Origin of the sequence: Streptomyces abikoensis (assembly GCF_014648775.1) — a bacterium.
GTDB lineage: Bacteria > Actinomycetota > Actinomycetes > Streptomycetales > Streptomycetaceae > Streptomyces > Streptomyces abikoensis.
Genome location: NZ_BMRT01000001.1, coordinates 907,938 through 921,147, shown reverse-complemented (window position 1 = coordinate 921,147; position 13,210 = coordinate 907,938). Strand labels below are relative to the sequence as shown.

Sequence of the window (13,210 nt, the reverse complement as noted above, 5' to 3'; positions counted from 1 at the left end):
TCGAAGGGGCCCGTCGCCACGGCGACGGGCCCCTTTCCGTTTCCGGGTTTCACAGCGCTGGTGACACAGCAATACTGTTGAACACGCAGGGCGCGACAGGAGAGCGAGGCGATTCGCAGATGACCACGGGGACCGAGGAACCCTCCCTCACCGTCGACGAGTTGGCGGCCCGCGCCGGCGTCACCGTCCGTACCGTGCGCTTCTACAGCACGCGGGGGCTGCTGCCGCCGCCCGAGATAGGCCCCCGCCGCGTCGGTCGCTACGGCTCCGCCCACCTCTCCCGGCTCGCGCTGATCGAGGAGCTGCAGCACCAGGGCCTCACCCTGGCCGCCATCGAACGCTATCTGGGCGGCCTCCCGGCCGACCTGAGCGCCCACGACCTGGCCATCCACCGAGCCCTGGTGGCCTCCTGGACCCCGGACAAGGCCGAGGAGACCACGCGCGAGGCGCTGGAGCGGCGCGCGGGGCGCCCCCTCACCGACACCGATCTCGACCGGCTCGCCGCCATGAACGTCCTGGAACGCCCCGAATCCGGCGACGCCCTGCGCGTCGACCCCGGGCTGCTGGGGCTGGGCCTGGCGCTCCTGGACGTGCCCATCGCGCTGGAGACGATCCTCGCGGCCCGCACGGTCCTGCTGGAGCACGCCCGGGCGACGGCGCGCGAGCTCACCCGGCTCTTCCACGAGGAGGTCTGGGGCCCCTACCGGGAGCGGGAGGACGACCCGGAGCAGGTCGAGGCGATGAAGTCGCTGTCGGCGCACATGCAGCCGATGGTGGTGCAGGCGCTGGTGACCGCCTTCCAGCGGTCGCTCAAGCAGGAGCTGCGGGAGACGTACGGGGGCTGAGCGCGCGGCCCCGCCCCCGTACCTTCCCGGGGAGCGTCAGTCCGTGAACGTCTCGCCCTTCTCCGCCTTTTCCACCAGCAGCGCGGGCGGCGCGAACCGCTCGCCGTACGCCTCCTGGAGCTCGCGGGCGCGGGCCAGGAAGCCGGGCAGCCCGCCCTCGTAGCCGTTGACGTACTGCAGCGCCCCACCGGTCCAGCCGGGGAAGCCGATGCCCATCACCGAGCCGATGTTGGCGTCGGCGACCGACGTCAGCACGCCCTCCTCCAGGCAGCGGACGGTGTCCAGCGCCTCGGAGAAGAGCATGCGCTCCATCATGTCGGTGAAGGGGACCGGGGCGGCGTCCGGCCGGCCGAAGTGCTCCGCCAGCCCCGGCCACAGGCCGGCGCGCCGGCCGTCCACGTAGTCGTAGAACCCGGCGCCACCGCTCCGGCCCGTGCGCCCGAACTCGTCCACCATCCGGTCGATGACCGCGTCGGCCGGGTGCGGCGCCCACGTGCCACCGGTTTCCTCGATGGCGCGCCGGGTCTCCTCGCGGATTTTGCGGGGCAGAGTGAGGGTCAGCTCGTCCATCAGGGAGAGGACCTTCGCCGGGTAGCCCGCCTGGGCCGCCGCCTGCTCGACGGAGGCGGCGGGGAGGCCCTCGCCGATCATCGCCACGCCCTCGTTGATGAACCGGCCGATGACGCGCGAGGTGAAGAAGCCCCGCGAGTCGTTGACGACGATGGGCGTCTTGCGGATCCGCCGGACGAGATCGAAGGCGCGGGCCAGGGCCTCGTCGCCGGTGCGCTCGCCCTTGATGATCTCCACCAGCGGCATCTTGTCGACGGGCGAGAAGAAGTGCAGCCCGACGAAGTCGGCGGGCCGCTCGACGCCCTCGGCGAGGAGCGTGATGGGCAGCGTGGAGGTGTTGGAGCACAGCAGCGCGTCGGGGGCGACGACCTGCTGGACCTCCTGGAAGACCTTGTGCTTGAGCGCCGGGTCCTCGAAGACGGCCTCGATGACGACGTCGCAGCCCGCGAGGTCGGCGACGCCGGCGGTGGGGGTGATCCGGGCGAGCAGCGCGTCCCGCTCGGCCTCGGTGGTGCGGCCCCTGGCCACGGCCTTGTCGAGGAGGCGCTCCGAGTACGCCTTGCCCTTGGCGGCGTTCTCGGCGGAGACGTCCTTGAGGACGACCTCCAGCCCGGCCCTGGCGCAGGCGTAGGCGATGCCCGCGCCCATCATGCCCGCGCCGAGGACGGCGACCTTCGAGACGGTGCGCGGGGCGATGTCCCGGGGGCGGCTGCGGCCGGAGTTGACGGCCTGGAGGTCGAAGAAGAACGCCTGGATCATGTTCTTGGCGGTCTGCCCGGTGACCAGCTCGGTGAAGTAGCGGGCCTCGATGACCTGCGCGGTCTCGAAGTCCACCTGCGAGCCCTCCACGGCCGCCGCGAGGATGTTGCGGGGCGCGGGGTAGGGGGCGCCGCCGGTCTGCTTGCGCAGGGTGGCGGGGAAGGCGGGGAGGTTCGCGGCGAAGCGGGGGCTGGCGGGGGTGCCGCCGGGGATCTTGTAGCCCTTCTCGTCCCAGGGCTGGCGGGAGTCGGGGTGGGCGTCGACGAAGGCGCGGGCCTTGGCGAGGAGGTCCTCGGGGTCGGCGGCGAGCTCGTGGACGAGGCCCGCCTCCAGAGCGCGGCGGGGGCTGTACTGGGTGCCCTGGAGCAGGAGCTTGAGGAGGGCGTCGGTGATGCCGAGGAGGCGTACGGCGCGGGTGACGCCGCCGCCTCCCGGCAGCAGGCCGAGGGTGACCTCGGGCAGGCCGATCTTCGAGCCGGGCGCGTCGAGGGCGACGCGGTGGTGGCAGGCGAGCGCGATCTCGTAACCGCCGCCGAGCGCGGCGCCGTTGATCGCGGCGACGACGGGGACGCCGAGGGTCTCGATGCGGCGCAGGTCGCGCTTGACGGCCATGCCGGCGTCGAAGACGCGCCGGGCGTCGGCGGGGGTGGCCTTGATGAGCTCGCGGAGGTCGCCGCCCGCGAAGAAGGTCTTCTTCGCGGAGGTGACGATCACGCCGCGGATCTGTTCCTTCTCGGCCTCCAGGCGGTCGGCGACCGCCGCGAGGGAGGACTTGAAGGCGTCGTTCATGGTGTTGGCGGACTGGGCGGGGTCGTCGAGGGTGAGGGTGACGATGCCGGTCGCGTCGCGGTCGTAGCGGATGGTGGATGCGGTCATTGTTCGAAGTCTCCTGCGAGTCTGTGGGTGGCCGACGGGTTTGAGGCCCCGGTCCCGCCCTTTCACCGTTTCCGAAGGGGCTCCGCCCCCTCGCACCCCCGTGCCGCGCTCCGCGCGACCGGGGGCCGGGGCGGAGCCCCGGTTACGGGAAGGGGCGGGACCGGGGATTACCAACCGCGCGCGTTCACACCCGTTCCACCACCGTCGCGATGCCCATCCCGCCCCCGACGCAGAGCGTGATCAGCCCGTAGCGGCCGTCGCGCCGTTCCAGTTCGTCCACGACCGTGCCCAGCAGCATCGCGCCCGTCGCGCCCAGGGGGTGTCCCAGGGCGATGGCGCCGCCGTTGACGTTGACCTTCTCCAGGTCCGCGCCCATTTCCTCGACGAACCGCAGCACGACCGCCGCGAACGCCTCGTTGACCTCGATCAGGTCCATGTCGTCGATGGTCAGCCCCGCCTTGGCCAGCGCCTTGCGCGTGGCCGGGGCCGGGCCGGTGAGCATGATGGTCGGCTCGGAGCCGGAGACGGCGGCCGAGACGATACGGGCCCGGGGCCGCAGCCCGTAGCGCTCGCCGACCTCGCGGCTGCCGATGGCCACGAGCGACGCGCCGTCGACGATGCCCGAGGAGTTGCCCGCGTGGTGGACGTGGTCGATCTTCTCCACCCAGTGGTACTTCTGCAGCGCCACCGCGTCGAAGCCGCCCTGCTCGCCCAGGGCCGCGAAGGAGGGCTTGAGGGCGGCGAGGGTGTCGACCGTGGTCCCGGGGCGCAGGTGCTCGTCGCGGTCGAGGACGACGAGGCCGTTGCGGTCGAGCACGGGCACCACCGAGCGGTCGAAGCGGCCGTCCTTCCACGCGGCGGCGGCCAGCTCCTGCGACCGCGCCGCGAAGGCGTCCACGTCGCGGCGGGAGAAGCCGCCGAGCGTGGCGATCAGGTCGGCGCCGATGCCCTGGGGCACGAAGTTGACGTCCATGTTCGTCATCGGGTCCGCGAACCACGCGCCGCCGTCGGAGGCGATGGGCACCCGCGACATGGACTCCACGCCGCCCGCGAGGACCAGGTCCTCCCAGCCGGAGCGGACCTTGGCGGCGGCGAGGTTGACGGCCTCCAGGCCCGACGCACAGAAGCGGTTCTCCTGGACGCCCGCCACGGTATCGGGCAGCCCGGCGGCGATGGCGGCGATGCGGGCGATGTCGGAGCCCTGGTCGCCGATGGGGCTGACGACGCCGAGCACGATGTCGTCGATCGCGGCGGGGTCGAGGTCCGGCAGGCGCCGCCGGAGCTCGTGGATCAGCCCGACGACCAGGTCGATGGGCTTGGTGCCGTGGAGGGCGCCGTTGGCCTTGCCACGGCCGCGCGGGGTGCGGATCGCCTCGTATACGTACGCTTCGGTGCTCAAGGGCGTGGGCCTTTCGGAAGTCGGCAGGAGGAGGCAGAGGGAGAGGGGTCAGGAGAGCAGGGAGCGGCCGATGATCTCCTTCATGATCTCGGTCGTACCCCCGTAGATCGTCTGGATCCGTCCGTCGGTGAACGCCTTCGCCACCGGGAACTCGGCCATGTAGCCGTACCCGCCGTGGAGCTGCAGGCACCGGTCGGCGACGCGCTTCTGGAGCTCGGTCGCCCACCACTTGGCCATGGAGGCGTGGACGGCGTCGAGCTCGCCCCGGTCGTGGTCGGTGACGCAGCGGTCGAGGAAGGCGCGGGTGACCGCGCACTCGGTGGCCATCTCGGCGATCTCGAAGCGGATGTGCTGGAGCCTGGCCAGCGGCCGGCCGAACGCCTCGCGCTCCTTGACATAGCGGGTGGTGATCTCCAGAACGTGCTCGGCGGCGGCGATCGCGGAGACGGCGATGCTCAGCCGCTCCTGCGGCAGATTGGCCATCAGGTGTCCGAAGGCACCGTTCGGTTCACCCAGCAGGTTCTCCTTGGGGACGCGGACGTCGTCGAAGAACAGCTCGGCGGTGTCCTGCGCCTTCTGCCCGATCTTGTCGAGGTTGCGGCCGCGCTCGAAGCCCGGCATGCCCCGCTCCACGACCAGCAGGCTGAGCCCCTTGGCGCCGCCCTCCGGCGTCGTCCGGGCCACGACGACGACCAGGTCGGCGAGGATGCCGTTGGAGATGAAGGTCTTGGCGCCGTTGAGCAGCCAGTGGTCGCCCCGGTCCTCGGCGGTGGTGCGGATGCCCTGGAGGTCGGAGCCCGCGCCGGGCTCGGTCATGGCGATGGCGCTGATGGCCTCGCCCGAGCAGAACCCCGGCAGCCAGCGCCGCTTCTGCTCCTCGGTCGAAAGGTTCGCCAGGTACGGGCCGACCATGTCGTTGTGCAGCTGGACGGCGAGACCGGCCGCCCCGGCGCGGGCGAACTCCTCGGCGAGCACGGCGCTGTAGCGGAAGTCCCGGTTGCCACCGCCGCCGTACTCCTCGGGCACGGCCAGGCCCAGCAGCCCCTGGCGCCCGGCGGCCCGCCAGGCGTCACGGGAGACGATGCCGTCCTTCTCCCACCGCTCCTGGTGCGGGGTCACCTCCTTGGCGAGGAAGGTGCGCACGGTCTCGCGGAAGGCTTCGTGGTCGGCGGTGAAGAGCTGACGCTTCATCGTTTCTGACTGCCTTTCTCTGCCGCGCCGACGCCCGGCGCGTGGCGTTCGGCGTGCCGTTCGGCGTGCCGTTCGAGACCGGGGACGTCCCAGTCGCGGGCCACCTCGGCGGTGTCCGCCCCCGGCCGCGCGGGCGGCCGGCGCACGGAGCCGGGGGTGGCGGAGAAGCGGGGGGCGGGGGCGGGCTGGGTGATGCCGCCGTGGCGGGTGAAGGTGGCGCGCGCGGCGAGGTGGGGGTGGTCGGGGGCCTCGCGCAGCGACAGGACGGGCGCGACGCACGCGTCCGTTCCCTCGAAGACCTCCGTCCATTCCGCCCGGGTGCGCTGCCGGAAGCGCGCGGCGATGGCGGCCCGCAGCTCGCCCCAGCGGGCGGGGTCCTCACGGCCGGGCGTGTCCTCCGCCAGGCCGAGGAGGCGGGTGAACTCGGCGTAGAAGCGCGGTTCCAGCGCGCCCACCGCCATGTACCCGCCGTCGGCCGTCTCGTACGTGCCGTAGAAGGGCACCCCGCCGTCGAGGAGGTTGGCGCCGCGCCGGTCCTGCCAGCGGCCGGCCGCGAGCATGCCGTGGAGCATGGCGGTGAGGTGGGCGGTGCCGTCGACGATCGCGGCGTCCACGACCTGCCCGGGCCCGCCGGAGCGGACGTGCTGGAGGGCGGCGAGGATACCGATGACCAGATAGAGGGAGCCGCCCGCGTAGTCGCCGAGGAGATTGGCGGGCGCGTAGGGCGGGCCGTCGGCCGGCCCGGTCAGGCCGAGGGCGCCGGTGACGGCGATGTAGCCGATGTCGTGCCCGGCGCCGGCGGCGAGCGGCCCGTCCTGCCCCCAGCCGGTCATCCGGCCGTAGACGAGCGCGGGGTTGCGGGCCAGCGCGGCGTCGGGGCCCACGCCCAGGCGTTCGGCGACGCCGGGGCGGTAGCCCTCGATCAGCACGTCCGCGCGGGCGGCCAGATCGAGGACGGTGCGCGCGCCGTCCTCGGACTTGAGGTCCACGAGGACCGAGCGTTTGTTGCGGTTGGTGATGTCGTGGGCCGGATCGATGGCCAGCCCGGGCCCGCCGGGCCGCTCGACGCGGACCACGTCGGCGCCCAGATCGCCGAGGAGCATGGCCGCGAACGGCCCGGGCCCGATGCCCGCCAGCTCCACCACCCGCACCCCGGCGAGCGGCCCGCCCGCTGTCGACCCCGTCCCCGTCCCCGTCCCTGCCCCGTCGTCCATACGGCCCCCACGTCCCTGTGACACAACCGCTGTAACACTCGTGATGTTAAGAACGAGTTCCACCGACCACAAGGGCCTTGCGGGGCGTGGCCCGAGGCGGGCGTGGGGGCGGGGGGTCAGGGCGTGGTGGTGAGGGTGGGCCAGAGGGTGGTGGCGGTGAGGGACCTGGCCAGGCGGAGGGCCCAGTAGGTCTCGTCCCCGTCTTCGTCGCGCCAGGACCACAGACGGGTGGTGGCGAGGTGGAGCGGGCTGAGCCGGGTGATGCCGATGGCGCCGTGGAGTTGGTGGGCGATACGGGCGATCTCGGCGGCCGAGGCGGACGCCTGGGTCTTGGCGGCGGCGACGGCGACGTGTGCGGCCGGGCCGCCGGCGTCCAGTGGTGCGGCGGCGGCCCGGACGGCGGTGCGGACCAGGGCGGCCTCCTCGATCAGCCGTGCCTCTTCCTGCTTGACGGCCTGGAAGCGGCTGAGCGGTCGGCCGAACTGGGTGCGGGCGGTGGTGTGGGCGACCGTCAGCTCCACGCAGCGTTCGGCGGCCCCGGCCATCAGGGCGGAACGGGCCAGGGCCGCGCGGAGCCGGGCCTCGTCGAGCAGTTCGGGGGAGACCCGGCGGACCCGTGAGGCGGGGATCTCGAGGGTGGCGAGGTACAGGTCGTCGCGGGCCTCCTCGGCGAGGTTGGCTCCCGGGGTGAGGACGGCCTCGTCGGGGGTGAGGGTGAACAGGACGGGGCCGGACGGGGCGGTGGCCAGGACGACCACCGTGGTGGCGGCCCGGGCCCAGGGGACGCGGCGCAGGGTGCCACTGACCAGCAGGGCGTCCTCGTCGCCCAGACAGCCGGCCGAGCCGACGGGGGAGGCGGCCGGGTGGGCGTAACGGACGGTGAGCTCGGGGGCGATGGCGTAGCTGAGCGATCCGTAGGGGACGGGGAGGCCGGCGCGGCGCAACAGCGGGCGGGCCACCAGGGCCGTTTCGGCCAACGGGGCGGGGACCGCTCGGCGCCCCGCCTCCTGGGCGGCGGCGAGGAGCTCGGCGGTGGAGGCGTCCGGGGCCGGAAGGGCCACGGCGTCGGCGGCGGTGGTGTTGACGACGACGGCGATGGCGTCCGGATCGGCGTAGAAGGCGCCGGTGTCGTAGGCGTCGGCGGAGATGACGGGTGTGCCGGTGGCTGTCGTGTGGGTGTTCATCGGCGCCGCTCCAGTCCACGAGTGATGATGCCGCGAAGGATTTCGTTGGTGCCGCCGCGCAGCGTGTAGCCGGGGCTGTGCAGCAGGGCGAAGGCGAGCAGCTCGGGGTGGCTGCCGGGGGTGGCGTGCGGATCGGCCGGGGTCGGCAGGACGCCGCGGACGGTGTCGACCAGCGTGCCCTCCAGACGGGTGCCGAGGTCCTTGACCAGGGCGGCCTGGATGTCGGGCGAGGCTCCGGCGTCCAGGGCCGCGGCCACGCCGAGGGACAGCCGGCGGACGCTGTGCAGGCGGGCCGTCAGGATGCCGATCCGGGCCAGCTGCTCGGACGTCGCCGAGCGCTGCTCCAGTTCGCGGAGCAGGGAGACCAGCAGGGGAAAGGTGGACAGGTAGCGTTCCGGGCCGCTGCGCTCGAAGGCGAGTTCGCCGGTGACCTGCTTCCACCCGTCGCCCCGCCGCCCGAGCAGCATGCCGTCGGGGACGTCGACGCCCTCGAGGTGACAGGCGTTGAAGCGGTGCTCGCCGCTCATCAGCCGGATCGGCTCGACCCGTACCCCCGGGGCACGCAGGTCGACGATGAACTGGCTCAAGCCCGCGTGCCTGTCCTCGGCCTCGTCGGTGCGGGCCAGCACGATGGCGTAGTCGTTGACGTGGGCGCCGCCGGTCCACATCTTGGTGCCGGTCAACCGCCATCCGTCGGCGGTGCGTTCGGCGCGAGTGGCGACCGAGGCGAGGTCGGAGCCGCTGCTCTTCTCGCTCATGCCGATGGAGAAGAAGCACTGTCCGGCGGCGATCCGGGGCAGGAAGAAGCGGCGCTGCTCCTCGGTGCCGTGCTGGAGGACGGACGGGCCGGCCTGCCGGTCGGAGACCCAGTGCGCGCTGACCGGGGCGCCGGCGGCGAGCAGTTCCTCGATCACCACATAGCGCTCCAGGAAGCCGCGGCCCGCGCCGCCGTATTCGGTGGGCAGGGCCATCCCGACCCAGCCGCGCTCGGCGAGGCGTCGGCTGAAGCCGGGATCCCAGCCGGCCAGCCAGGAGTCGGGGCGGCCGAGTACGGTGCCGCGGCCGCGCTCCTCGTCGAGAAAGGCGCGGACCTCGGCACGGAGCCGACGGGCCGATTCGGGCAGTGCGACGTCGGGAAACGCGATCGGCGAAAGCGTCGAAGGCGAAGGAGACATGAGTGATTCGCTCCGTCAGTGGGTGGAGTTCAGCAAGGAAGGGTCGAATCCGACCTCTTCGAGGACCTCGTCGGTGTGCTGGCCGATGCCAGGGCAGGGACGCGGCTCCGGCTCCGGGTCGGCCGAGTAGCGGACCGGGCGGCCGATGATCCGGTAGCGGCCCTCGGTGGGGTGCTCGGCATCGCGCAGCAGGCCGCCCTCCCGGGCGTAGGCGCTGGTGGCGGCGGATTCGAGGTCGAGGACGGGGGCGGCGGCGATGCCCGCCCGGTCGCAGAACTCCTGCCACTCGGCGCTGGTGTGCCGTGGGGTCAGCTCCGCGAGCAGCGGATAGAACTGGTCGGCGTTGCGGGCCCGGTCCGGTCCGGTGGCGAAGCGCGGGTCGGTGGCCAGTTCCGGGCGGCCGACAAAGGCCGCGAAGCCCCGCCAGTCGCGGTCGCTGTGCGGCAGGATGCACATCCAGCCGTCGGCGGTGCGCAGGGCGCGGCGCTCGGGGCTGAGCGAGCGTGCCGAGCCGAACTCCCCGTCGTCCTCCAGGACGGCCGCGCCCAGGTGCTCGACCAGGTTGAAGGCGAGCATGGTGTCCGCCATCGGGACCTCGATGTGCTGGCCGGTGCCGCCGTGCTCCCGGTAGTGCAGCGCGGCCAGCACCGACTGGGCGATCTGCATGCCGCAGATCTTGTCGGCCAGCACCGTGGGAACGTAGTGCGGTCGGCCGGAGACCTTGTGGTTGAGCCACACCAGGCCGCTGGCCGCCTGGATGATGTCGTCGTAGGCGGCATGGGTGCCGTAGCGACTGTCACTGCGGAAGCCCTGGGCGTTGGCGTAGATCAGGCCGGGATTGACGGCGGCGACGTCGTCGTAGCCGAGGCGGAGACGCTCCAGGGCCTGCGGGCGCAGGTTGGTGATGAAGACGTCGGCGGTGCGCAGCAGGGCGAGCAGGGCGTCGCGGCCGTGCGGGGCCTTGAGGTCGATGGCGGCGCTGCGCTTGTTGCGGTTCAGGTTGAGTGCGGGGCCGCCCATGCCGGGGTGGCGCCGTGGCGGGTAGTGGCGCGTCATGTCGCCCATGGGCGGCTCGACCTTGATCACATCCGCGCCCAGGTCGCCGAGCTGCTGGGCGGCGTACGGGGCCATGATCACACTGGCCAGTTCGATGACGCGGACCCCGGCGAGGAGTCCGCGTTCCGACGGGCTGCCAGGTTTCTCGGGCATCTTCCAACACCTCCCGGGGGTCAGCGCCACTGGAGCGCGGCGGAACCGAGCGGGGAACGCCGGCCGGGCTGGGGCACCGCGCGGTCGCTGTACGCGAACGGTGTCGCCGGTTCGGTGAGCGGGCCGAAGTCGGTCTCGGCGGTCGACAGGGCGGCGAACGGCGTGCGCCCGGGCCGGGGCAGGCCGAGTACGTCCTCCCGCGCCAGCAGCCCGAGTTCCCGCACCCAGTGGCAGACCCCGGCCAAGGTCACGCGGATCCGCCATGAGCCGCCCTCCGCCGCCCGCCGGCGCAGGACCGTTGCGACCGCGGCGGCCCCGAGGTAGGCGGCGAGGTAGTCGTTGAGCAGGTACGTCGGCGGCAGCGAGGGCCGGTCGGTCCACTCCTCGACGGCGAAACCGGTCGCCGAGCAGGCGAGTTGGTCGAACCCACCGCGTTCGCCCCAGGGGCCGTCGGCGCCCCAGGCGTGGTATTCGAGGGTGATGAGTCCGGGGCGGCGCCGGACGAGTTCCTCGGTCGAGGCCCCGTGCCGGGCGAGTCCCCGGTAGGCGTGCACGAAGACGTCGGCGTCTCGGAGCGCGTCGTGGAAGGCCGCGCGATCGTGCGCGTCGCGCAGGTCGCAGTAGGCGTTGCGCTTGCCGCCACCGGTCATCGCGATCATCGGGATCGGGTCGGGGCGGTCGGGGCGCGTCAGGTGCAGCACGTCGGCGCCGAACTGGGCGAGGAGCCGCGTCGCGACGGGACCCGCGATGACATGGGTGAGATCGAGCACCCGTACGTCCGCGAGCGCCTCGTCCGCCTCACCGATCGGCTCCAAGGGCCGGACCGGCCCGTCGCCGACGCGTTCGATCTCGACGACCGGGCGCTGGGCCGCATACCGCCCGGCGGGGTGGGCGAGCCATTCGTCGCGGGTGCGCACGGCGCACGCGACGCCGCCCCGCGCGCAGATGGCCTCCTCCAGCGTGAAGGCGTCCCAGTCGGCCGCGGCCCGCGCGATTCCCACCTTGTCGGACCCGCACCTCAGCACGGAGTCGACCGCGTCCCGCAGATGGGGATAGGTGGTGATGATGAAGATCCACCGGCCGTCGCGTGCCCGGTAGAAGTCGTTGTTGGCGAGCAGTGCCGGATCGTCGAGCAGGACACCGATCGGGCGTCCCGACAGCGTGGTGTGGTGCGTCGCCATGAGCTGGTCGATCGCGGCCCCGGCCCGCACCTCCACCGTCTGGTGCCGGTGGCCGCGCTGTTCGCCGACCGCCGCCGTCTGCTGCGCGAAGACACCGATCGCGGCGGACATGGCATCGGCGAGGCGGTGCACCGAGGGCACCAGGGGGTCGGCCCCGGCGACGGTGACGTCCTCGGCCCCCCGGGCCGGATCGGGGTCGCCGAGGGTGCGCAGCAGCCGGGAGACGATCTCGCCGGTGGGCGGCGTCGGCCCGGTCGTGGTCAGCGTGTTCGAAGTCATGCCGGGATGCTCGTTCCCGGCACCGCGCGAGCACCCGGATTCACGGATATCCGTGAATCGGTGCGGACGTCACATCCGCCTCTCCTGGATGTGCGCGAGGAGCCGGGCCGCCGCCCGGTCCAGGAACAGCCGCTCCGAGCGGCCGCGACGCCGGTGCGTCAGGACGAGTGCTCCCGTGACGGCGGCGCCCTCGGTGACAGGGATCGCGAGTGCGCTGACCTCGGGGTCGGCCAGTCCCTCGCTGCGGCTGATCCGTGACGCGCGGATCGCCGGCAGGGCGGAGCGGAACTCGGCGACCGCCTCGGGGTCGTGGCGGGCGAGCTCGTCGAGCAGCCCGCGGCGCTCCACCTCGTCGGTGAGGGCCAGCAGCAGCCGACCCGCGGCGGTACGCAGCAGCGGCCGGGCGACGTGCTCGTCGGCGAGCGGCACGAGGCGGGGGATCTCGTCCTCGCCCCCGCGCGCGAGGTGTACGGCGTCGAGCCCGACCCGCACCGTGAGCAGCACCGGGGTGCCCGCGACACGGCTCAGTTCGTCGAGTTCGGCCTGGCCGATCCGCGGGACCACCCGCCCGGCGATGAGGTTGAGGACGTGCGGGGCGGGCCCGAGCCGGAAGCGCCGGTGCTGTTCCAGCAGGAAACCCGTCGCCACAAGGCCGTTGACCAGATCCTGCACCGAACTCGCCGGCGCCTCCAGCGTCCGTGCCAACTCGGCCACGGTCACCCCGCCCGGTGCCCGGGCGGCGGCCTCCAGGATCCACGCGACCCGGTCCACCGTACGGTGACGCCGTCGTCGGCCGTGCTCGCTCATCCCGCCCCCACCTCGTCCTTCTTCCGCGTCGCGGGCCGCTCGCACCGACACGGCCCGCCGGCTCCTTCTCCCGTCACCCCGGCGTCAGCCCGCGTCGAGTTGGGCGACCAGCCGCTTGGGGGCGATCGTCCGGTAGCTCTCCTCCACCCAGTCGCACAGCAGCTCGACGGGCACGCCGGTGCCGGTCAGCGGGACGGTCACCCAGCCCGAGCGGCCCAGCCCGTAGCCCGTGGGCGCGGCGCCGGGGACGGTGAGGGCGTGGCCGTGGGACGCCTCGTCCATGAGCTTGAGGGAGATCGCGGCGGATCCGGTGTCCCCCTCGGCGCCGAGGAAGACGAAGATCTTCTTGTTGACCTTGACGACCGCGCTCTCGTCCCAGGGGAAGTCCTCGAAGGCGCCGGGGAGGGAGAGGGCGAACGCGCGGACACTGCCGCGGATTTCGAGGGCGGGTTCGAGGGCGGGCATGGGTGGTGCCTCCGGGGTCGCTGGGATCTGTGAGGTAGATGATCTCCGATCCCGTG

General features: G+C 73.1%; 11 protein-coding genes. 1 reads left to right on the top strand and 10 read right to left on the bottom strand.

Going from position 1 to position 13,210, the window contains the following annotated elements:
- The first annotated feature begins 119 nt into the window (after positions 1-119).
- Positions 120-845, top strand: a complete 726-nt coding sequence (locus IE096_RS03990) for a MerR family transcriptional regulator (protein ID WP_189448419.1) — start codon at positions 120-122, stop codon at positions 843-845.
- Positions 846-881: 36 nt separating this feature from the next.
- Here IE096_RS03990 and IE096_RS03985 read toward each other — a convergent pair whose 3' ends face one another.
- The 10 genes from IE096_RS03985 to IE096_RS03940 form a co-directional block, all read right to left on the bottom strand.
- Positions 882-3,050: a 3-hydroxyacyl-CoA dehydrogenase NAD-binding domain-containing protein gene (locus IE096_RS03985; RefSeq protein ID WP_189448416.1), complete on the bottom strand. Its 2,169-nt coding sequence runs from the start codon at positions 3,048-3,050 to the stop codon at positions 882-884.
- A 184-nt stretch (positions 3,051-3,234) separates the two neighbouring features.
- Entirely contained in the window at positions 3,235-4,449 is a 1,215-nt protein-coding gene (locus tag IE096_RS03980) for an acetyl-CoA C-acetyltransferase (RefSeq protein WP_189448415.1), read from the bottom strand.
- Positions 4,450-4,497: 48 nt separating this feature from the next.
- Positions 4,498-5,640 carry an acyl-CoA dehydrogenase family protein gene (locus tag IE096_RS03975; RefSeq protein ID WP_189448413.1) on the bottom strand — a complete coding sequence of 381 codons (1,143 nt, stop codon included), beginning with the start codon at positions 5,638-5,640 and terminating at the stop codon, positions 4,498-4,500.
- Positions 5,637-6,854, bottom strand: coding sequence for a CaiB/BaiF CoA transferase family protein (locus tag IE096_RS03970; protein WP_189448411.1), 1,218 nt, complete (start codon positions 6,852-6,854; stop codon positions 5,637-5,639). The genes IE096_RS03975 and IE096_RS03970 overlap by 4 nt, the downstream gene beginning before the upstream one ends.
- Positions 6,855-6,970: 116 nt before the next feature.
- Positions 6,971-8,038, bottom strand: coding sequence for an acyl-CoA dehydrogenase family protein (locus tag IE096_RS31755; RefSeq protein ID WP_189448409.1), 1,068 nt, complete (start codon positions 8,036-8,038; stop codon positions 6,971-6,973).
- Positions 8,035-9,213: an acyl-CoA dehydrogenase family protein gene (locus IE096_RS03960; RefSeq protein ID WP_189448407.1), complete on the bottom strand. Its 1,179-nt coding sequence runs from the start codon at positions 9,211-9,213 to the stop codon at positions 8,035-8,037. The genes IE096_RS31755 and IE096_RS03960 overlap by 4 nt, the downstream gene beginning before the upstream one ends.
- 15 nt (positions 9,214-9,228) lie before the next feature.
- Entirely contained in the window at positions 9,229-10,422 is a 1,194-nt protein-coding gene (locus IE096_RS03955; protein ID WP_189448405.1) for a CaiB/BaiF CoA transferase family protein, read from the bottom strand.
- Between the two features lie 20 nt (positions 10,423-10,442).
- Positions 10,443-11,882 (bottom strand): CoA transferase, encoded by a 1,440-nt coding sequence (locus tag IE096_RS31950; RefSeq protein ID WP_189448403.1) that lies wholly within the window; start codon positions 11,880-11,882, stop codon positions 10,443-10,445.
- Between the two features lie 69 nt (positions 11,883-11,951).
- Positions 11,952-12,689: a helix-turn-helix domain-containing protein gene (locus tag IE096_RS03945; RefSeq protein ID WP_189448401.1), complete on the bottom strand. Its 738-nt coding sequence runs from the start codon at positions 12,687-12,689 to the stop codon at positions 11,952-11,954.
- Between the two features lie 84 nt (positions 12,690-12,773).
- Complete coding sequence (locus tag IE096_RS03940; protein WP_189448400.1) at positions 12,774-13,154, bottom strand: MmcQ/YjbR family DNA-binding protein; 381 nt, start codon at positions 13,152-13,154, stop codon at positions 12,774-12,776.
- Positions 13,155-13,210 lie beyond the last annotated feature (56 nt).

Bases quoted from the DNA above. Each gene is read 5' to 3' on its own strand.
- IE096_RS03990 (WP_189448419.1), top strand. From the start codon at position 120: ATGACCACGGGGACCGAGGAACCCTCCCTCACCGTCGACGAGTTGGCG.
- IE096_RS03985 (WP_189448416.1), bottom strand. From the start codon at position 3,050: ATGACCGCATCCACCATCCGCTACGACCGCGACGCGACCGGCATCGTC.
- IE096_RS03975 (WP_189448413.1), bottom strand. From the start codon at position 5,640: ATGAAGCGTCAGCTCTTCACCGCCGACCACGAAGCCTTCCGCGAGACC.
- IE096_RS03970 (WP_189448411.1), bottom strand. From the start codon at position 6,854: ATGGACGACGGGGCAGGGACGGGGACGGGGACGGGGTCGACAGCGGGC.
- IE096_RS31755 (WP_189448409.1), bottom strand. From the start codon at position 8,038: ATGAACACCCACACGACAGCCACCGGCACACCCGTCATCTCCGCCGAC.
- IE096_RS03960 (WP_189448407.1), bottom strand. From the start codon at position 9,213: ATGTCTCCTTCGCCTTCGACGCTTTCGCCGATCGCGTTTCCCGACGTC.
- IE096_RS03955 (WP_189448405.1), bottom strand. From the start codon at position 10,422: ATGCCCGAGAAACCTGGCAGCCCGTCGGAACGCGGACTCCTCGCCGGG.
- IE096_RS31950 (WP_189448403.1), bottom strand. From the start codon at position 11,882: ATGACTTCGAACACGCTGACCACGACCGGGCCGACGCCGCCCACCGGC.
- IE096_RS03945 (WP_189448401.1), bottom strand. From the start codon at position 12,689: ATGAGCGAGCACGGCCGACGACGGCGTCACCGTACGGTGGACCGGGTC.
- IE096_RS03940 (WP_189448400.1), bottom strand. From the start codon at position 13,154: ATGCCCGCCCTCGAACCCGCCCTCGAAATCCGCGGCAGTGTCCGCGCG.